This window comes from Bacillus sp. FJAT-52991, from assembly GCF_037201805.1.
Taxonomy (GTDB): Bacteria; Bacillota; Bacilli; order Bacillales; family Domibacillaceae; genus Bacillus_CE; species Bacillus_CE kandeliae.
Window position 1 is genome coordinate 3,236,041 of the sequence record NZ_CP147404.1, and the last position, 20,725, is coordinate 3,256,765.

The 20,725-nt window shown below is 39.1% G+C and carries 14 protein-coding genes; 9 read left to right on the forward strand and 5 right to left on the reverse strand.

Going from position 1 to position 20,725, the window contains the following annotated elements:
• Window positions 1-303 precede the first annotated feature (303 nt).
• From WDJ61_RS16615 to WDJ61_RS16635, 5 genes are all read left to right on the forward strand, one after another.
• On the forward strand, window positions 304-1,707 hold the full coding sequence (locus WDJ61_RS16615) for a sodium:alanine symporter family protein (RefSeq protein ID WP_338751730.1): 1,404 nt from the start codon (window positions 304-306) through the stop codon (window positions 1,705-1,707).
• A 42-nt stretch (window positions 1,708-1,749) separates the two neighbouring features.
• Complete coding sequence (locus tag WDJ61_RS16620; protein ID WP_338751732.1) at window positions 1,750-1,875, forward strand: hypothetical protein; 126 nt, start codon at window positions 1,750-1,752, stop codon at window positions 1,873-1,875.
• 24 nt (window positions 1,876-1,899) lie between these two features.
• Entirely contained in the window at window positions 1,900-2,067 is a 168-nt protein-coding gene (locus tag WDJ61_RS16625) for a hypothetical protein (RefSeq protein ID WP_338751734.1), read from the forward strand.
• A 354-nt stretch (window positions 2,068-2,421) separates the two neighbouring features.
• A complete protein-coding gene (locus tag WDJ61_RS16630; protein ID WP_338751736.1) occupies window positions 2,422-3,189 on the forward strand; it encodes an ABC transporter ATP-binding protein in 768 nt (255 codons plus the stop codon).
• Complete coding sequence (locus tag WDJ61_RS16635) at window positions 3,176-5,110, forward strand: ABC transporter permease (RefSeq protein WP_338751738.1); 1,935 nt, start codon at window positions 3,176-3,178, stop codon at window positions 5,108-5,110. The genes WDJ61_RS16630 and WDJ61_RS16635 overlap by 14 nt, the downstream gene beginning before the upstream one ends.
• Before the next feature lie 169 nt (window positions 5,111-5,279).
• On the opposite strand, the gene WDJ61_RS16640 is transcribed toward WDJ61_RS16635, so the two are convergent.
• Window positions 5,280-6,299 (reverse strand): sensor histidine kinase, encoded by a 1,020-nt coding sequence (locus WDJ61_RS16640; protein ID WP_338751740.1) that lies wholly within the window; start codon window positions 6,297-6,299, stop codon window positions 5,280-5,282.
• Window positions 6,296-6,970, reverse strand: coding sequence for a response regulator transcription factor (locus tag WDJ61_RS16645; RefSeq protein ID WP_338751742.1), 675 nt, complete (start codon window positions 6,968-6,970; stop codon window positions 6,296-6,298). The genes WDJ61_RS16640 and WDJ61_RS16645 overlap by 4 nt, the downstream gene beginning before the upstream one ends.
• A 216-nt stretch (window positions 6,971-7,186) precedes the next feature.
• On the opposite strand from WDJ61_RS16645, the gene uraA reads away from it, so the two are divergent.
• Window positions 7,187-8,455 (forward strand): uracil permease, encoded by a 1,269-nt coding sequence (uraA, locus tag WDJ61_RS16650; RefSeq protein ID WP_338751744.1) that lies wholly within the window; start codon window positions 7,187-7,189, stop codon window positions 8,453-8,455.
• 475 nt (window positions 8,456-8,930) lie between these two features.
• Here uraA and WDJ61_RS16655 read toward each other — a convergent pair whose 3' ends face one another.
• The 3 genes from WDJ61_RS16655 to WDJ61_RS16665 all read right to left on the reverse strand — a co-directional run bounded on the left by WDJ61_RS16655 (window position 8,931) and on the right by WDJ61_RS16665 (window position 17,292).
• Window positions 8,931-9,791 carry a S1 RNA-binding domain-containing protein gene (locus tag WDJ61_RS16655; protein WP_338751746.1) on the reverse strand — a complete coding sequence of 287 codons (861 nt, stop codon included), beginning with the start codon at window positions 9,789-9,791 and terminating at the stop codon, window positions 8,931-8,933.
• 289 nt (window positions 9,792-10,080) lie between these two features.
• Complete coding sequence (locus tag WDJ61_RS16660; RefSeq protein ID WP_338751748.1) at window positions 10,081-11,574, reverse strand: S8 family serine peptidase; 1,494 nt, start codon at window positions 11,572-11,574, stop codon at window positions 10,081-10,083.
• 132 nt (window positions 11,575-11,706) lie between these two features.
• The gene (locus WDJ61_RS16665; RefSeq protein ID WP_338751750.1) at window positions 11,707-17,292 is read right to left on the reverse strand and encodes an S-layer homology domain-containing protein; all 5,586 of its coding nucleotides are present in this window, start codon (window positions 17,290-17,292) and stop codon (window positions 11,707-11,709) included.
• Between the two features lie 314 nt (window positions 17,293-17,606).
• On the opposite strand from WDJ61_RS16665, the gene WDJ61_RS16670 reads away from it, so the two are divergent.
• The 3 genes from WDJ61_RS16670 to WDJ61_RS16680 all read left to right on the forward strand — a co-directional run bounded on the left by WDJ61_RS16670 (window position 17,607) and on the right by WDJ61_RS16680 (window position 20,653).
• Window positions 17,607-17,765, forward strand: coding sequence for a hypothetical protein (locus tag WDJ61_RS16670; protein ID WP_338751752.1), 159 nt, complete (start codon window positions 17,607-17,609; stop codon window positions 17,763-17,765).
• Between the two features lie 204 nt (window positions 17,766-17,969).
• On the forward strand, window positions 17,970-18,650 hold the full coding sequence (locus WDJ61_RS16675) for a response regulator transcription factor (RefSeq protein ID WP_338751754.1): 681 nt from the start codon (window positions 17,970-17,972) through the stop codon (window positions 18,648-18,650).
• On the forward strand, window positions 18,647-20,653 hold the full coding sequence (locus tag WDJ61_RS16680) for a sensor histidine kinase (RefSeq protein ID WP_338751756.1): 2,007 nt from the start codon (window positions 18,647-18,649) through the stop codon (window positions 20,651-20,653). The genes WDJ61_RS16675 and WDJ61_RS16680 overlap by 4 nt, the downstream gene beginning before the upstream one ends.
• Window positions 20,654-20,725 lie beyond the last annotated feature (72 nt).

Below are 20,725 nucleotides of genomic sequence, written 5' to 3' on the forward strand. Positions count from 1 at the left end.
TGTGAATTAACAATCAAATATTTTGAAATATAACATTAGCTTCTTCCCCAGTAATATCAATAGTTTACTTCATTGCTGAATCTTCATAATTTTATAACTTATATTATTTTCATGGCAGATTTTTAACATTTTGATATAATAAAAGAGCTTCAATTGTGCATTTCGACAAATCAAGAAGTTTTCCTTTTGATTTTTCGACAATTGTCTAGTTTTTTCAAAATGTTAAAACATATTTATCGACACATTGAAAACGTTTACAAACATCACAATCTTAGAAAAACACCTCAACAAGGAGGATGAAAGATGTTAGAAGTTTTGCAAAAGATCAACAGTGTGCTCTGGGGAACACCAAGTTTAATACTACTAGTGGGTACCGGTGTCTTTCTCACCTTTCTTCTCAAAGGAATACAGTTTCGCCGCCTACTTTATGCTTTTAAACTAGCATTTTCTAAAGAAAAGGAAGAAGATGCAAATGCAGAAGGCGACGTAAGTAACTTCAAAGCTCTAATGACCGCGCTTGCTGCGACTATAGGAAACGGTAATATTGCAGGGGTAGCAACAGCCATTACTTTAGGTGGACCAGGAGCGATCTTCTGGATGTGGGTCGTTGGTTTATTAGGAATGGCGACGAAATACGCGGAAGCTTTATTAGCCATGAAATATCGTGTCAAAAATGCCAATGGTGAATATTCTGGTGGACCAATGTACTATATCGAGCGAGGGCTCGGTCGGAAATGGAAATGGCTAGCTACGGCATTTGCCATTTTTGGTGCCTTTGCTGCACTAGGAATTGGAAATAGCGTACAGTCGAACACCATTGCAGATGTTATGACGAAAAGTTTCCATATTAACGGCTGGATTACAGGTATTATTCTTGTCGTACTAACGGCTTTAATCATTTTCGGTGGAATCCAACGAATTAGTACAGTGGCTGGATTTTTCGTACCGATTATGGCGGCCCTTTATATCGGTGGATCCTTATTAATTATTGTGATCAACTATGATCAAATCATTCCTTCATTCCAATTAATTTTCCACTATGCCTTTAATCCTATTTCAGCTGTCGGAGGTTTCACTGGAGTAATGGTAACTGAAGCCGTTCGTAATGGAGTATCAAAAGGAATTTTCTCCAATGAAGCTGGTCTTGGTACAGCTGCCCTCATCGCAGGAAATGCTCGTGCCGATCACCCAGTTAAACAAGCACTTGTTGCGATGACCGGGACGTTTATCGTCACACTTATCGTTTGTACAATGACAGGTCTCGTTCTTTTAATGACTGGTTTCTGGGATCCAACAGGTGGAATGATTTCAGGTGTTGCACACAACGCGAGTCTCGAAGGCGGAGCATTAACCACCGCAGCCTTTGCTTCTGTCCTCGGTACGGCTGGTGAGTGGATCGTGTCTTTATCTGTTATCTTCTTTGGATTCTCAACCATCGTAGGCTGGTACATGTACGGAGAAAAATGCTTTGAATACATCGCTGGATTAAAATATATCTCTGCTTATCGTATCATTTACGTAGCAGCAACAGGAATTGGTGCCGTAGCTAGCTTAACAACCGTTTGGGCTTTCGCCGACATGGCCAACGCACTAATGATGATTCCAAACTTAATTGGTATTTTGCTCCTTTATAAAGTCATTGTCAAAGAAACAAACGACTTCTTCCAAACGAAAGCATATAAAGGAGAAACGAAAAAAGTAAGTTAAATAGAAAAGCGGCAGCAGCCGTTTAGACTCGGCAGGCATAAGATGGACCGCCGTAGTGGCGTTCTTTGCCACACAGGTGGGACAGCTTATGACCGAGAGTCTGGCTGCTGGAGCTGGACAACACAGAAAAGCGGAAGACTCCGTTTAGTGACGTATGGACTGGAATGATCCGCACGAGATAAAGGAAACACGATGAACGATAGTGAATCGATGTTGACTTATCGCAAGGAGGATCGTGGAAGTCCACTAGTCGCTGGGGTCTGGAGCTGGACAAGCAGAAAAGCGAAGCCGACTGTCCTGGGGCGACAAGCAGATGACGGACCGGCAAAATGGCGCTCTTCAGCCATGAAGTCGGGCTGACATCTGACTCGAGCCTCAAGGAGGCGGAGCTGGACATAGAAAAGCGGAAGACTCCGTTTAGCGACGTATAGACTGGAACGAACCGCACAGGATAAAGAAAAATGAAAAGCGGAGCCGACTGAAAGGTTATTCTTTCAGTCGGCTTATTTTTTGCTCCGTAAAGCGAGGAATTGTCCTTGGAAGCTCACTTTGTTAAGAGAGAAAGACTATGGGAAACCATTGGATGAAGAAGAACTTTTATTTATATGTGACAAAAATGTAAGGATAACTTCGCTTTTGTTTGATACATCTATGGATGACATTCTTCTGTTCGAAGTATGCTTATTACAACGAGTAAACAGAGGAGGAAAAACAATGAATACTATTTTACAAGCACAAGGTATACATAAAGTATATGGGACGAAAAATCATTTATTTACCGTTTTAAAAAAGATAGATTTATCGATATATAAAGGTGAATTTATTGGGATTATGGGACCATCTGGCGCGGGAAAAACTACGCTGCTAAATATCTTGGCAACGATCGATAAACCCACAGCAGGCAGCATTCAAATAAGCGGAGAAGAAATTACAACGATGAAAGATAAATCTTTATCTAAATTTAGAAGAGAGCATTTAGGGTTTATCTTTCAAGACTACAATCTATTAGATTCATTAACGATGAAAGAAAATATTCTTCTTCCCTTGTCACTTTCGAATACTCCTGTCTACAGGATCGAGCAAAAAGTAGAAGATGTCGCATCCATTTTAGGTATACAATCAATCCTAAATAAGTATCCTTATCAAACTTCAGGAGGGCAACAGCAACGAACAGCGGCGGCACGCGCGATCATTACCAATCCAAGCCTTGTTTTGGCTGATGAACCAACAGGAGCACTAGACTCTAAATCGTCAACAGATTTATTAAATGCCTTTAAAACATTAAACAAAGACTATGAAACAACGATTTTGATGGTAACTCATGATGTGTTTGCAGCCAGCTACTGTGATCGTGTCATTTTCATGAAAGATGGTAGCCTATTTACCGAACTAGTAAGAGGAGATAAAGAACGAAAAGCTTTCTTTGAACAGTTATTATTGACCTTGTCATCTTTAGGAGGTGGCAACCATGACGTTAATTGATGTTGTAAAGAAAAATGTGAAACACAACTTTCAGCATTATTTTTTATATGTCGCTTCTATGACATTCAGCATATTAATCTATTTCACATTCGTTTCTTTGCAGTACAACAAACAAATTGCCAATGCTTTTGATCAAACGGATAAAATTCAGCCTGCTTTCTTTGCATCCTCCTTTATTTTGCTATTATTTGTCACCATATTCATTTGGTATTCAAATGCTTTTTTTATAAAAAAACGCAAACAAGAAATCGGACTTTATTCCCTTCTCGGTGTTGAAAAAACAGATATTGGGCGAATGCTTTTCTATGAAAATTTTATACTTGGAGTGATTGCGCTAATCATTGGAATTGCTCTTGGAGAGTTATTCTCGATATTTTTCAGCATGATTTTAGTTAAACTCATGGGCTTTTCGATGGTCGTCCATTTTTCATTCAATAGTACAGCAATTATTCAAACACTTATTGTATTTTCAATCATTACCTTTCTTACTTCTTTGCAAGGTTATTTGATTATGCATCGTTTTCAATTGATTGATTTATTCCGTGCAAAAAACAAAGGGGAAACGCTTAGTAAACCATCAATTATTATTGCTCTTCTCTCTCTAATTTTTATCGGAGTTAGCTACTGGATGTTCTTAACTGCTGCTGACTCTAAAAGCTGGGATCAACACTTTGGTCGCAATTTACTGATCACCCTTGTCATCATGATCATTGGTTCCTATTTCTTTTTTCATTCATTGAGTGGATTTTTTGTACAAATGCTACAAAATAAAAAATCCATCTACTATAAATGGGCCAATCTATTAACTTTTACCCAGCTGACCAATCGATTAAAAAGTAACGCCATTATGTTAACAACGATTTCCATTTTAAATGGAGTCACTCTAATTGCTTTCGGATTTGCCTACACGATGTATTATAATACGCTGAATACAATGAAAGATTTTGTCCCATACAGCTACCAATATGAAATCACATCAGATGAGATAGATCAGCAAATCACTGCTCTCATTCAAAATAACAAAGAATATCCGCTTTTATTTGACGAAACATTCGATTATCTGATGGTGAAAGGAGATACAGCTTCGTTAAAAAATATCCCTGGCGGCTATTTGTATTACGAAGAACAGTTTGCAGTCGTCTCAGAATCATCCTATAACCAACTAGCAAAGTCATTAGAACGAGAACCTCTACCTTCTTTAAATGAGAGTGAAGCTGTTATGTTAGAGAAAAATTTTATCGGTTCTCAAAACAAAGAGAAAAGTACAGAACAACCAGTTTCTCTATCATTGGCGAACGAAGATATTTCCCTTATGATCAAAGAGAGCAAAATAGAGGTATTATTTAATAATGATATTCAGCCAGCAACACTAATTGTGAGCGATAGCATGTTTAAAACACTTCAAAAAGAGCACAAAACGATTTCTTCTCATGTATTTAAAGTGGAAGATGAAGAACAGTCTGCCACATTAACAAAAAAAGTGAAAGAGCTCGTAGCACCTTACACCGCCTTCTATAGTTTTTCAGATAGCTATCAAACAGCCCAATCCGTATATGGATTACTCATTTTCATCGGTGGATTTCTGGGTCTTGTCTTTCTTTCAGCTACCGGAAGCATCATCTACTTTAAAATGCTGACAGAAGCAGCTGAAGATCGACAAAGATACACAACGCTTAGAAACGTCGGCATGAGCAAATGGGAAGTAAAACGCGTGATCGCCAAACAATATATGATCATCTTCCTTCTTCCCTTGATTGTCGGAATAGCTCATAGCTCCATCATGCTATGGTCACTATCCAAACTAATGGACATGAACTTTATTACACCGGTCATTATTATTAATATCGTCTATGCCATACTTTACGGAAGTTACTACATCATGACCGTAGGAACAGCCAATAAATTGGTGAATAATTCTTAAACAAAAGCAGAGCCGACTGTTTTGGAGCGACAAGCAGATGACAGAATGACGAAATGGCGTTTTTCAGCCATGCAGTCAGGCTGGCTTCTGACCTCGAACTCCAAGGAGGCGGAGCTGGACGAAAGCAAAAGTCGGAGAGAAACCATTTTCTCTCCGGCTTTTCATATGACTAAATCGAGTAATAGTCTTGGCCCTTCGGAAAGTGAATCGTCATCGACGTATATTCTTTTTCCTTTGAAGAGACAGACAGCTCATGCCCTAGTTTATTGGCTAATTTCTTCGCTAAGTACAGACCCATTCCTGTGGATTTTCCGTGTGCCCTTCCATTCATCCCTGTAAAACCTTTTTCAAAAATTCGTTGCACATCGGCCTGTTCAATCCCGATTCCATTATCGGAAATAACTAACCTGACTTCCTTCGAATCTTCTTCTGACTGAATCATGATTGTTCCTGCATCAGCCGTATATTTTAATGAGTTGGATATAATCTGAGATAAGACGTAGGCAAGCCACTTTTTATCGGTTTGTATTTCTATCGGTTCTACACGCAACTCTAGCTTGATTTTCTTTTTAATAAATATCTTTGCGTGCTGCTTAATAACTGATCGAACAAGTTGATCTAACTCTGTTTGTAAAATAAAGTAATCATGATTGAACTCATCAGTTCGTATGAAATACAAGGCTTGTTCCACATAGTTTTCAACTAAATTGATTTCTTCCTCTATGCTTTCCATCACAGCATTAGTAGGAGATTGTTCAATAATGAGCCTACTGACAGCAATGGGTGTTTTTATTTCATGAAACCATGAAGTCATATACTCCAACGTATCCTTCTTATCTTTTGTAATCGAACGCATCTTTTCTTGATGCTTTTCATTGACCATTTGAAAGAGCTGCCCATACAAATATTGTTCATATGTTTTTGATTCTCCTACTCCTTCTTGAATAAAATAACCATTTGTCCAATGTGTCTCCACCTGAGAAATATGCTTTTTTATGTACAAAAATTCCACCGTTATATACAAGCTGAAAATAACAAAAGCCACAATATGAATATAAACAATGTTCTGAAAATGAATCGGCATCGTTGGCTCAACAAACAGCATAATAGTGATAAAAGCCATGATAAACATATACATCATAATCGCTCGTCGCTGAAAAAATAAAAATTTCCCAAATGTCACTTTCATATTATGATGTACCCCTGTCCCTTTTTCGTCTGTATGTATCCATCTAGACCGTAATCATTTAATTTTCTCCGCAAGCGATTTACATTTACTGTAAGCGTGTTGTCATCAATAAAACTTTCATCTTCCCATAATGCCTTCATGATCTTATCTCTACTCACGATTTCATTTTTTGCTTCAAGAAGCACACAAAGAATTTTAAATTCATTCTTTGTTAATTCCATCTCTTGCTCTCCAACGTACACAGCCGCCTTTTTCATGTGCAAAGTGATATCCCTATGCTTCACTACATCCATATTAACCGTTTGATACGTATACGTGCGACGAAGAATAGCGTGCACCTTCGTGATCAGCATTTCCATAGAAAATGGCTTCTGCATGAAGTCATCTCCACCCATATTCAACGCCATCATCATATCCATTTTTTCCGTTCGCGAAGAAAGAAAAATGATAGGTACATTGGAATGCTTTCGAATCTGCTCACACCAATAAAAACCATTGAAATAAGGCAGATTAATATCTAAAAGAACAAGGTGAGGGTCAATAGTTAAAAACTCTTCTTCCACTTTTTGAAAATCTTCAATTGTACGCGTATCATAGCCCCATTCATTTAATCCTGCCGCTACAATATCACTAATTTTCTTTTCGTCTTCAACAATTAATATAGTAAACATCTTGTTGGCTCCTATCTAATGACATAATCGATATAACAAAGGGGAACTCAAAATTTCTGCTATGCTAATTCCCAAAATAATCCTACTTTCAGTATATTTACTCCAATTACTTCAGTCTATATTTTTAAAAAATAAATAAATATATAGAAAGCTGTTTCTTGTTGCTGTATAATATGAACAATTTGTGTTCCATATTATGTTTAAAGGAGTGTCTATATGCGCACTTATCAAGTTGATGAACGTCCACCAGCGTTAGCTATAATCCCACTTAGTTTGCAGCATTTGTTTGCAATGTTCGGCTCAACGGTTCTTGTACCAATTCTTTTCGGTGTAAATCCCGCGACCATTCTATTAATGAACGGTGTTGGTACATTAATTTATCTTGTGTTATGTAAAGGTCAGATCCCTGCTTATCTTGGTTCCAGTTTTGCCTTTATTTCTCCAGTTACAATTGTACTAGCCGATAAAGGATATAATGCAGCCCTTGGTGGATTTATCGCTGTCGGAATCATCTTTATTCTTGTGGCTTTAATCATTCGCTTTGTCGGAACAAAATGGATTGATGTCGTGTTCCCTCCTGCTGCGATGGGAGCGATTGTCATGGTGATTGGACTTGAGCTTGTCCCAGAGGCTGCGAAAATGGCTGGGCTTATCAATCCAGACCCGACAAAACCGTGGACACCGGACTCAGCTACGATTACGGTTTCCTTACTCACACTTGGTATTACAATTATCGGAAATGTCATGTTTAGAGGCTTTTTAAAGATTATTCCTATTTTAATTGGAATTGTTTCTGGCTATATCATTGCTTATTTTTACGGACTAGTTGATTTCCAACCTGTTCGTGACGCTAACTGGTTCGCCCTACCTGACTTTTACAAACCAGAGTTTGACTTAGCTAGCATAGCGATTATTATTCCAGCCGCACTTGTGGTCATCGCTGAACATATTGGTCATCTCGTTGTCACAGAAAACATTGTTGAACGCGATTTAATGAAAAAACCTGGACTTGGCGTTTCCCTTCTTGGTAACGGAATTTCAACCGTCATTTCTGGATTTGTCGGCTCCACGCCCAATACAACATACGGTGAAAATATCGGAGTCCTCGCTTTAACAAAAGTGTATTCCACTTGGGTAATCGGTGGCGCAGCTGTCATGGCAATCATCTTATCTTTCGTCGGCAAGCTTGCCGCGCTGATCTCTACCATTCCATCAGCTGTTATGGGCGGCATTTCACTCTTATTATTCGGCGTCATCGCTGTCTCCGGCTTGCGTATGCTTGTCGAATCAAAAGTGGATTATTCAAAAGCAACCAATATGATTTTAACAACGGTTGTACTTGTAATCGGCTTAAGCGGTGCATCGTTAAAAATTGGCGAAAGCTTTGTCCTAAAAGGAATGGCCTTAGCCACTGTCGTCGCCATTTTACTTAGCATATTCTTTACAGTGATTGATAAGCTAAAACTCTCTAACGACTACGAATAAAAAGCTGCCCGCGGGCGGCTTTTTTGTTTAGTCAAACATGATTGTCGTGCACGAGTGACTGATTATGGTGTCTGGGCGACTGATTCGGGACGGAGCGCGGCCGATTTTCCCCCTTTCCCGACTGATCAGGAGCCAAAATCGACTAATCTCACCCCGTCATCGACTAATTACGGTGACACAACTGAACACACTGACCACCGCGACTGATTCGAGACGGAGCGCGGCCGATTTTCCCCCTTTCCCGACTGATCAAGAGTCAAAATCGACTAATCTCACCCCGTCATCGACTAATTACGGTGACACAACTGAACACACTGACCACCGCGACTGATTCGAGACGGAGCGCGGCCGATTTTCCCCTTTTCCCAACTGATCAGGAGCCAAAATCGACTAATCTCACCCTACCACCGACTAATTACCGCCCCACCTGCACCAAAAAAACTGCCGGGAAATTCTCCTGGCAGCTTACGTATGGTTATTCTTTTACGATATGGGTCCAGCCGTTCTCTTGATACACTCTTCTCTCTTTCATCAGCTTGCCAAGAGCTCGCTTAAAGGCTCCTTTACTTAAGCCAAAGCGGCTTTCGATTTCTTCTGGGAAGCTTTTGTCACTATAAGGCATAGAGCCGCCACGTTCAACGAGGTAATCGTAAATGTTTTCGGCATCGTCTTTTTGCACTTCTTGTCGGCGACCGAGAAGGGACACATTGACGGAGCCATCTTCTTTGACATCAATAATTCGGCCGTTCACTTTTTGACCGAGACGCGGCTCTACCTTGCGCTGAGAATCGTGAATGAAGCCACGATAGCCTTCTGCGGTAATGATAAACGTGCCGGCTTTCGTTGCACGGTACACAATGCCGGTAATGTCTTTGTTGAAATCCTTTCTAGAAGCGGTTGTGAATTGCTCCTGCATCACTTCTTCTGTTGCCGGTTTCGCAAATAAGCGGTCACGACGGTCGAGCTTTAGCGTGCAGTATAGAAGATCGCCAACAATCGGGCGAACCGAGAACATAAATGGCAAGTCATCTTCTGATACAAGCATGTCTTTCGTAATGCCAATGGAGACGAATACTCCTAGTTTTTCCTCCACACCAACGACTTCAACCCAAGCGTAAGTATCTTGAGTGATCAATGGTTTCTTCATCGTAGCGGCGAGTCGCCCTTGATGATCCTGAAATAAAAATACTTCAACGGGTTCATCTAGATCAAAGTCATCCATCATTTCCGAGTGATGCAGCAATACACTTTCTTCTCCATCCGTTAAAAACCAGCCAAATGGAGCTTCATTTTTCACCTCAAGCGTGCGAATCGTTCCTGCTTGCAAGTTTGTCATATATGATAAATCCTTCCTTCACTTTTAATTAATAATCAATTTGCCCGAATCTGCCTTCATTATAACAGGAATCCGAGATACGATGCTGAAATTTTATTGTTTAAGCTTGTTCGATTCAGGGAAAATAGTAGTGAGGTGACGTAAAGTGAAAATAAAGTCCATTGTGAGAACAGCCATTAAGTATGCACCAATTGTTTATCCTATCGTTAAAAAAGTACTTAACAAGCGTAAAATAGTAAAGAATTCCTAACTCAAAAGGGCTGCCTCCTAAAAGAGACAGCCCAAATGATTAGTTTGGAACCACTTTTACCGCTGCTTTTTTCACCATCGATTGACGGTTATCTGACACGCGGAACACGATTTTATACTCACCTGGTTTAGCATAAGATCCGTCTTGTAGCTTGCCGTTCCAGTACACGACAAATCCGCCTTTTTGCGGCAATTGGTTACGAATAAGGGTATTCACAGTTTTCCCATTTGCATCCTCTATAGATACCGTTCCTCTTACATTGCCGCGAACTGATAAGCCCGCTCTCACATTTTTGCCCGCTTTAATTTGTGTCGAGGAAAGTGAAATATTGCCCATTGGTTCTGGCGTCATTTTTAAAGCTTGGTAAGTATCGATGCGACCCATTCCGTAGTAGGAGTCCCATCCTTTTTTACCTAAATCACGCGTAGATGAATAAATGATTTTCACCACTTGATTCGGCGTTAAGAACGGATTTTTAGATAGAATTAGTGCCGCTTCTCCTGACACAACCGGTGCAGCCATAGACGTTCCATCCATATAGGCATAAGCATTGTCAGTGACGGTAGAAAGAATCCCTTCACCTGGTGCAGACACATTAATATAACGACCATAATTGGAGAAATCAGCAATTTTATCCTTCGCATTTGTCGCACTTACTGAAATAACACTTGAATGAGAGGCTGGATACATTGGTGTACTCGTCGAATCATTTCCAGCAGCAGCAACGACGACCGCTCCCTTTTTATAAGCGTAATTCACCGCATATTCCACGACGCTGCTGTAGCTATAACTACCCAAGCTTAAATTCAACACATCTGCCCCTTGATCGGCTGCATAAATAATTGCTTTCGATATATCATAGCTTTCAGCATATTCGCCATCAAATACGTTAATCGGCATAATTTTCACACCTGGAGCCACGCCTGCCGTACCAGCACCATCCATAGCAGCCCCAATAATACCAGCTACATGCGTACCATGATCATCCGGCGCAAATGTCGTACTGTTTGTAACCGCATTGTACGGCTTTACTAGGCGACCTTTAAACTCTGGATGACTCATGTCGATTCCTCCATCAATCACCGCGACAGTTAACTGCGAGTCTCCACGAGTCCGATTCCAAGAATAAGGCGCATTTATTTTTGAATGAAACCATTGACGATTATAATAATGATCATTCGGTTTATACTCGGTTGTCATATGATAATTCGGTTCTGCACTTGCAATCTCTTTCTCTTGCATTAATGCTTCCGCCACTGCCTTTAACTGATGGTGATCCTCAATGGTCACATTAGCAAAAAGCCCATCTTGTAATGTAGACTCCTCCGTCAATCCATACTTTTGATAAATAACTTCCCGTTCCGCTTCTGTCAGCAAGCGATTAAATTGAATAATAAGCTCGCCTTTTTCATAGTTTCCTTGAATAACTTGCGGGCTTACTTGTTCAGTAGCTTGTACGTGAGTTGAATTGAATAAAGTAAAAGCGATTGTTGCACTTGCCAAAATGGATGTTGCCAACCTTTTTTTCCCCATGGCGGTCCTCCTGTTTACTGTTCTTTTTAAAAATTATAAAAGGATTTAACGAAGTCGTCTATATGAGACTGAAAAAAAACTAAACAAAAAGCCAGTAAGAGGCATCTATCTTCTCTTACTGGCTTTTCTGCATTATTTTTCATTTAATACATTTAACATACGATAAAGCATAACAGCTGCTTCTGCTCTAGTTGTATCTTTTTTCGGTTCGAACTTTCCATTCTTGTAACCGTTAATAATGCCAAGCTCTACAGCTTGTTTAACAGGTATCTTAGCATAATCATTTATACGCTTGTCATCTTTAAATGATTGATTTAAATCTAATGAATCTAGCAATTCTGGTTGCTGATACTCAATGGAGCGGATAATCATTACAGCCATTTGTTCACGGTTGATATTTGCGTCTGGATCAAATGTTCCTCCTTCTTTTCCTAACACGATCCCTGCTCGATTTGCCGCTTCAATTTGAGTAGCTGCCCAAGCTTTACTTTCTGGAACATCTTTAAAGGTTCCCTCATATTCTTTCACTGGGATTTGCATCGCACGAACTAGTAATACAGCAAATTCAGCTCTTGTTAACTCTTGTTCTGGTGCAAATAGTTCATCTGTTTTTCCAGTTGTAATCATTTTCGAAGCAAGAGAGTGAATTTCCTTTTTCGCCCAATGATCACTTGTATCTTTAAATACTTTATTATTTGAGAGTACAGTTAGCATAGCAGCTTGTCTTGTTGGAATAACCCAATGCTCACCTTGCAAGTATCCGCCAGCATATTCCCATTTTTGCGTTTTTTCATTATAAGAAGCACCCGTTGTTTGATCCTGCTGAACAGGTCCATTTAGCTTCATACTTAGTAAAATAGGCTTTGGAAGAGCTTCAATGACTGGTTCTTCCCCAACAAAAATGGATACTTGTACTATCTCAGATTTGAACTGAGTAACTGCTGCAGCTTTTGTCGCCTGACCTTTCTTAGCTATTTTTACATGGATCACATCCCCCGCCTGTTTTTGTAAAAAGTCAAGGTTTTCTGGTGATAATGTGACTTCATGTCCACCATCAAGAGTAATTTTAAGCGGTTGTTTACTTGTTGCTATTTTCGTTACTAGCTCTTTCGATAAAGATAGACTCATTCGTTCAACTTTTTCTTCCTTCATATCAAGTAGCCATTCATTGGAACCAGCTTGAATTTGATCTTCCTTGATTTCAATAACTTTCTCTTGACCATCTGGAACTTCCGGTTTAGTTGGTGGCTCCGTTGTACCGCCATCTCCACCATTACCTGGATTTCCACCACCGGTTTCTTTTGCTTTTGTTGTGAATGTCCATACGTCTGAACGTACTTCTCCTTCAAATTCATCTTTAACGGTCACGTACCAGCCATGCTCTTTATTAGCTTCAAGGTTATTCCAAGGTACTTCTGGTGTTTGTTGATCTTTTACTCCTGTTTGTTCACCAATTTTCTTATCTGTGAACACATTCGCTTCAAAGGAATCCGTTGCCACCACTTTTTCTTTCGGTGTCAAATCCGTTTCAATCACAAACTCATCTTTTCCTGGATATTCACTCATATCATAATAATTATACTTATCTAAATAGGGAGAATATGTTTTCATATAAATTTTATTCTCGACTGGATTCACTTGCATAATGCGTAGGAATCCTTGACCACCTTCAGGACCACCTTGATAATCCGCTAGCATTTGATACACTTTACGATCCGTTTTTCCGTCTTTATCATCATCAATTTCGTCCACTAACGTTTCACTATCATGATAATGGCCGGATAAAACAGCAATAATATTCTCATTAGGTAAAACGACTTCATTATAAACCTTATCTCCAATTGGACTACGATTTCCTGAAACAAGCAAATATTCATGGAAGTTTAAAATGGCTTTTCGATCAGGATATTTAGCAAGCACTTCATTCATCCAAGCGATATCCTCATCATTGACTCCCCAACCCATATAAATCATGATAAAATCATTGCCGTTCGAACTGATTAAATCATAATGGCCTCGGTTATTTTTATAGGACTCTCCATAGTAATCTTTGTCTTTAAAGCGAGTTTCTCCAAAATATTTCCCATACTCGTTATAATCACCTGTTTTATGGCCGACATCATGGTTACCGGCCAAGACGCCATATGGAACATTCCCTTTATCTAAATATCCCATATATTCATCAGCATATTTCCATTGGTACTCCTGATCAGCCTCATCCACAAGATCTCCAGTATGGAATACATATTTAATATTCATCTCTTCTTTTTGATCAACAGTCCACTCCGTCATTTTCTTAAAAATATGTGGGTAGCTTTCAGAGTAGTATTGCGTATCAGACATCCAAATAAAGGAATAGTCAAATTGAGTTGTCGAAGCAATCTCATCTTGGACCATGACCTGTACTTTTTTGTCTTTCACATAATCAGAACCTTTCACCGTACCGCTCAGCTTAAAGTTCTTATCATCTTCAGCTATTTTCCACTCCGTTAATTCCCATTTATTCTCCTTATAGTTCCAAACATACATGGAAACTTTACGACCAATTAATGATTTCCCTTCCCACTTCAGTTCAATTTCATCATTTTCACCAACCTCTTCATCCACTTTCACTTCAAAACGTTGGTATGGGAATTGATCCACTGATTGGGTCGTCACATACTGCTGATCAGCAGCTGCTAACTTATCAACTTCTGTTACTGGCTTTTCGCCACTTGGAATCATTTCTTTTGGCGGTTCACGATCCACGTTGTTTTCATAAACGGATACATAATCAGCTTCATTCGCTTTATATTGATACCCTTTCATAAATGCTACATCCAGATCATCCTTTGTCGGATCGGACACTTTGACCTTTAATTTTGTAGAAGTTGAAACGTTCGTCGCACCATCTTTTGGATTCACCGCTTCTGGTTTATATGGCTTTTCTTCAGCGACATTAAAAGTAACTGTTTTCGTCGTTTCATTGCCGATTTGATCGACAGCTGTCATTTTTAGCTTGTGAGCGCCTGGTTCTAGTTTCGCAGAAGACGTTTCCAGCGGAAGAGTAATCTCTTTGCCATCAAGCTCCGCTGTGACTTTATCGACACCGGATAACTCATCTTCTGCTTCAACATTAATCGTGAAAGGACCTTTATATAATTCTCCTTCTTGCACAGTTGATGTCAAAACAGGTGCACTATTATCAACAATGACGTTCGCCTTTGATTTTTCCGTACCGTTTATCGCTTCAACACTGTGAGTACCGTCCTTCGCTTTCGTTGTATCCCATTGATATGCTTTCGCAATAAATTTGTCATCAGGTACTTTAAAAGAAAAATCGACTACAGGCTTAGCTGATGCGCCATCTCCTACTGAAATTTCTTTATCTGGATTGCTGTAGGCAGGATCATAAATAACTGTCCCATCTTTCAATACTAGTCGAACATTTTTCACATAAAAATCATCACGATTTTCTTCCGAGTCCTTATCAAAAGGAGAGACTTTCGTTCCAGAACGAATCGAAATGACAGCGTCCTTCCCTTTTTCAAAATATTTCGGGTCAATCGGAACCGTTTTCGTCATATACGTATTGATGGTATCGTCAAAAATGTGAATGGCTTCATCGCCAATCGTCACACCATTTTTAAAATAAAGGTTGACCTTTTTGACATCAAAAGCAAAATAAGCAGGCTCTGCTAACGCAGGAGATGTCTCAGATGTGACATCCTTTCCGTCAATCAAAAGCTTCGTATTTTCATATTTTTCCGAACGGAAAGCTTTAATAGATGCTGTTTTATTTAATAATGTTTCATCTTTCACGTTCAATCCAAGACCTGTTTGCTGTTCATCTTGAATAATATCAATTTTCTTTGGAGCTATTTTCACTTCATTCACACCGTCAGAAACGATTAAATAATATTCAATCGATTCCTTGCCGATTAAATTAGGTGAATAAATAGTATGGCGATAAAGTTTATCATCATAGTTTTCTGTTAAATCTACTGAATGATACTCAGGTTCTATATTATCCTTGTAAAATAAACGCGCCGTTTTAATCGCACGATTGTCTTTCAAGTCAAAAGTTAATTGAATATCATTCATTTCCGATACTGGAGCCTTATCTGTTAGGTCCGATACAGTTGGTTTTTCACTATCAGCTGGTAGCTTCACCTTTTGAACTGGCTTTTGAATTTCTGCTAATGATCCAGGTGTCGCTGCTTCTGTACTGCTACTGTATTTCTTCATCACTGTATCGCCCGGTGTTTTTGGGAAAGTATAAAGAATACCTTTGTCAGCGGCAGTATCATCTTTCGTTCCTTCATCATTGTAATAACCAACAGAAATGTCTTTACCTGTATTTGTCGCAATCGCCACACCACGGGCACCGCTATTGGCCATCCCATCTGAATATATTTTCGCGATGTTTTGGTTTTCTATTAAATTCACGCTATAGTGCTGATTAAAGTCTGTAACAGTTTTATCTTTATTCCCAGCATTGATAATCCAAAAGGTCATCGTTTCACCTGATGGCAAAAGAAGATCTTCTTTTTCTGGTCCCCAAATTAAGTCTGCTTCTGGTCCCTCCATAGGATAACGATAATGAATCTTATAATCTCTAAGATTCACAGTTTCTGTCGTGTTGTTATACACCTCAATGAATTCATAACCGTCTCCTCCTCCAACATTAGTGGAATCTGGCACGACTTCTGTCACTAGAAGCTCAGGCACTTTCTGTGGATCATAGGCAAGTTCTACTACAGTCGCTTTAAACTCGTCTGTTTTCGTTGTATTCGTTCCATCAAATGCATGGATTTGATAAAAAACTTCTTTGCCTACAAGATCGTCCTTAGGAATAGTTGCTGTATAGGTATCAGGAGATTGCTCCGTTGCTTTCATCTCTATTTCTTTCCAAGCACTATCCTGGCTGACTCGATAAGCAACTTTCACATTTTTCACAGCCGTCTCATCTGTAACTTTAGCGTTCAATTTTAAGTCTTCACCTGCTTGTATAGACGTCACAGCCATATGATCAATCAGTGGAGCTACTGTATCATTGACAATATGAACGGGCTCATCCGGCACTTGTTCTGGCACGACTGCCCCAGGTGTCGCTGGTTGATCGAAATGGATAATTTCCATATTTTTCTGATCGTCAGACAGTTTATATTGAATACCCTTATCTGTTTTTATCTGTTCTTTTGAATAACTTGCTGCCGATAATTCGTTATTATATGTATCAGCAATGACTAATGTACGTTCAGCTGTATTGGCCATCCCATCAGATTCTACAGTAGTTAATTGTTCCTCTGTTAATTGAGTATTGAACTGCTTATTAAAATCGGCTAATGTCAAATCTGTATTAGCTCCATTTTTCACCCAAACAACGACCGTCCCTTGAGCAGGAATAATTTTATCTTCTTTAAATCCCCATTTCATATCTGGTTTACTACCATCTGGATAGCGGTATATTAATTGATAGTCTTTCAATGAGACAGGTTGATCGCTATTGTTATAAATTTCAATGAACTCATAGCCGTCTTTTGAATTTACATTCGTTGTATCGGGAACTAGCTCAGTAATGAGTAAAGTCGGATTTTTTTGGGAATCTATTACTGATGTTTGTGTGACAGATGATTGAACAGGATTCGTTACCCCTTCTGCAAATATTGCTGGAGCGAACGTTGAAATGGATAAATAAGTGGCAAGCGTTAATGTGTATACTGTCTTTTTCCTCATGACTTCCTCCTATGAATTAAGCATATCCCCTACATTTTAAATAAATATTATATTTTCACTGTTAATATATTGTTAATATAGTGTAAATTAACTAAAACATATAAATAATAACAATGTTTTTTACAATAAATTACCATTGTTTCAATTTTACTGGTGTTCCTTCGTGTTTTTATCTAAAATATGCTATAATAGATTTGGATATCTTTTTTGGCTCTATGACTAAAACATGGCGCCTCTCTGTTGTTTGGTTTTTTACTTGAAAATTATTGGGTATATTGAAATGTATCTACTATTTAGAACGGGGATGAAGAAAGATGAATGCAAAAAAATTAATCACTTATGGCGTATTACTAGCGATTGTATTACCGAAACTAAAAGAACGCTTACAAACAAAGGAATTGCGTAAAGCGTATCAAGAGTCACACAGAATACATCGCAACCATACGAGCATTTTAGACAAGCTACCTGAATAAGTTTGTCTTTCCTCAATCAACGAAAAGATTAGACAAAGAAGGCTAACCTTTAAGTATCTAGCAACCTTGCTAACATAGTCGGCGAGATTGCTAGCCCTTTACTTTTAGGTTAGCCTTCTTTTTTAGTCCAAATGCATCATTCGAAAATTCACGAAAAATTGGTAATATTATAGTAAAGCTTTATTTAGAGAGGATGCAACCAAAATGGAGCGCAAGCGAATCCTACTAATAGAAGATGAAACAACGCTTGCTGAAGTAGGTCTTATGTATTTAACAGCCGCTGGGTACGAAGCGCGTTGGGCAGAAAATGCAGAAAAGGGTTGGGAGGAGATACAGCTTTTTCAACCTGATTTAATATTGCTTGATATTCAGCTTCCAGGTGAAAACGGCATAGCTTTAGCTAAGCGATATCGGAAACAGTTTGATGGTGTGTTAATATTTGTTTCCGGTTTTAATGAAACATCCATGAAATTACAAGGCTTTGACAGCGGAGCCGACGATTACATCACAAAGCCTTTTGACCCTCAAGAATTACTCGCGCGAATAAAAGTTCATTTACGGAGACGCACAGACAAAACCCCAAACAACAAGCTAGTATTTGGAGATCTTACACTCGATTTAGAAAGCATGGAAGTAAGAAAAAATGGGCACCCCGTTGAACTGTATGTGAAAGAAAGACAATTGCTATTTTTCTTGGCTCAACATCCAAATAAAGTGTTTAATTCAGAGCATTTGTTTAACTCCATTTGGAGCTTTGATTCTGAAAGCGATGCCAGTACAGTATTTGTCCACATCAGCAATTTACGAAAAAAAATTGAAGACACCCCTAAAAAGCCGCGCTATATTCAAACAGTGAGAGGCTTTGGGTACAAATTCGTGCCATGAAAAAACGAAGAAAATATATTTCTGTCACCTTAGGCTTATTGATTCTATTATTTATCTACAGCCAGTCTGCCCGACCTGCTCATCTTCCTTTAAAAGCAGAGCAAGGAGTTTTAGATCTTCAATCACACTCATTTGTGACAACACCGATCATCGGATTAAATGGAGAATGGGCCTTCTCATGGAAAGATTTCAGTGGCCAGTCCCCCATCTATGTAAAAGTACCAAATGAGTGGACCAATTATGAACTAAACGGCCGGAGTGTACCTCCAAACGGTTATGCCAACTATCGCCTGACCATTAAACTAAATCCTCAACATGTCGGAAAACGTCTCGGATTTTATCTACCAGAAATCGGATCAAGTTATGTTTTTAAAGTGAATGGGGAAACACTCTATACAAATGGCGTAGTCGGCACTACAAAAGAAGATTATATCCCAGCCAACCGTCCATCCTTTATTGCCTATCAACCAGATCAAGAAGTGTTACAGATTGATATTTTAACCGCTAATTATATGATCTATCATACAGGCTTGTGGAAAACAATTGAGTTTGGTGAAGAGACTGCGTTACTCACCCAGCATAATCTGCGTATGATGAAAGAATCGTTTATTATTGGTGGAATGTTGATTCTGGCGATTTATCACATTGTTTTTTATATGAAGCGCCGCAATGATCTATCGTCGCTCTACTTTGGCCTTGTTTGTTTGGCAGTGGCGATTCGAACTTCAGCCACCGGCAATATACAGCTTGGTCTGTTATTCCCATTTTTAAACTGGACAACGATTTTAAGAATCGAGCATGCTAGTACCTTTCTCGCTTTTATCGCTTGGTATAAATATTTCCATTCTATGCTGCATCAACCGTTGAAACGATTCTTTCTTAAAATAGTCACCTTCGTCTGCTTAACTAGCGCATGTATGTCTTTCTTTCTGCCTGCTAGTATATTTACATACACTAAATTACCTTTTGCCTTTTTCGTGCTGTGTGTGTTTATTTATATGACATTTTTGTCGATTCGTTCAATTAGGCAAGGGGTATCCGAAGCCTACTGGAATCTTGTTGGGTTAGTGTTAATCATTTACGGCATTCTCAATGACCTATTGATTCGACTGGGTATACTAGACGGAATGTACATCGCCGCAGCGAGTGTCCTCTTTTATATCATCATTCATGTGGCTCTCAATGCAGCGAAATATGCTCGTTCCTATGCAATGGCCGAGCGGCTGTCGAATCAGTTAAATATTTCAAATAAACAATTAGAAAAAAAGGTACAGGAGCGAACACTGAAATTAGAAATGGCTTATCAGGAGTTAGAGAAGGCAGAAAGTGCCCGAACTCGCTTGATTTCAGCTATTTCCCATGATCTGTCTTCTCCGCTATCCGTGCTGAAAATAGTAACTAAAGGCATGTTGGATCAAGTGATTCCTTTAGGCGAAAGAAAATATATAGTGAACCTGTATAAGCAAGTAGAATTTATGGAAACATTGCTTGCTGATATGAAGCAGCTTGTACTAATGGAAGGAAAACAGCTTTCTTTTGATTTTCAACTTGTTAATTTTGAAGAGTACATGTATAAGCTATTTCAATCTTATGAAACACAACTCAAAGCTGAAGAACTAACATTTATTTATCAATCTTCATTAGAGAAGGGCAAACAGCATGAAGTATTGCTTGATTCGATTCGAATGGAGCAAGTCTTTTCAAACTTATTATCGAATGCGGTGAAATTCACCCCTCCTGGTGGAATCGTGGAGATTTCCCTTTGGAGAGAGACAGATACTATCTCCTTTCAAGTCAAAGATAACGGGAGCGGCTTTTCAGAAGAAAATATAGAAAAACTATTCGAGCACACATACCGCACTACGCCTGTTCGATTAGAAAAAAATAGCACCGGCCTAGGCTTATCTATCGCTAAAGGAATCGTCAAAGCTCACAAAGGAACTATCACCGCCCAAAGTCAACCACAAAAAGGCGCCCAATTTACTGTCACCTTGCCACTTTAAAAGAGTGAAAGTGAAACTTCAATGAGTGGGGGTCTTACAGCCCGTTAATGCGGGATAAATGTTTGGATTAAA

Excerpts from the sequence above, each read along its gene's own strand:
- WDJ61_RS16615 (WP_338751730.1), top strand. The coding sequence starts at position 304 with ATGTTAGAAGTTTTGCAAAAGATCAACAGTGTGCTCTGGGGAACACCA.
- WDJ61_RS16620 (WP_338751732.1), top strand. The coding sequence starts at position 1,750 with ATGGACCGCCGTAGTGGCGTTCTTTGCCACACAGGTGGGACAGCTTAT.
- WDJ61_RS16625 (WP_338751734.1), top strand. The coding sequence starts at position 1,900 with ATGAACGATAGTGAATCGATGTTGACTTATCGCAAGGAGGATCGTGGA.
- WDJ61_RS16630 (WP_338751736.1), top strand. The coding sequence starts at position 2,422 with ATGAATACTATTTTACAAGCACAAGGTATACATAAAGTATATGGGACG.
- WDJ61_RS16635 (WP_338751738.1), top strand. The coding sequence starts at position 3,176 with ATGACGTTAATTGATGTTGTAAAGAAAAATGTGAAACACAACTTTCAG.
- WDJ61_RS16640 (WP_338751740.1), bottom strand. The coding sequence starts at position 6,299 with ATGAAAGTGACATTTGGGAAATTTTTATTTTTTCAGCGACGAGCGATT.
- WDJ61_RS16645 (WP_338751742.1), bottom strand. The coding sequence starts at position 6,970 with ATGTTTACTATATTAATTGTTGAAGACGAAAAGAAAATTAGTGATATT.
- uraA (WP_338751744.1), top strand. The coding sequence starts at position 7,187 with ATGCGCACTTATCAAGTTGATGAACGTCCACCAGCGTTAGCTATAATC.
- WDJ61_RS16655 (WP_338751746.1), bottom strand. The coding sequence starts at position 9,791 with ATGACAAACTTGCAAGCAGGAACGATTCGCACGCTTGAGGTGAAAAAT.
- WDJ61_RS16660 (WP_338751748.1), bottom strand. The coding sequence starts at position 11,574 with ATGGGGAAAAAAAGGTTGGCAACATCCATTTTGGCAAGTGCAACAATC.
- WDJ61_RS16665 (WP_338751750.1), bottom strand. The coding sequence starts at position 17,292 with ATGAGGAAAAAGACAGTATACACATTAACGCTTGCCACTTATTTATCC.
- WDJ61_RS16670 (WP_338751752.1), top strand. The coding sequence starts at position 17,607 with ATGAATGCAAAAAAATTAATCACTTATGGCGTATTACTAGCGATTGTA.
- WDJ61_RS16675 (WP_338751754.1), top strand. The coding sequence starts at position 17,970 with ATGGAGCGCAAGCGAATCCTACTAATAGAAGATGAAACAACGCTTGCT.
- WDJ61_RS16680 (WP_338751756.1), top strand. The coding sequence starts at position 18,647 with ATGAAAAAACGAAGAAAATATATTTCTGTCACCTTAGGCTTATTGATT.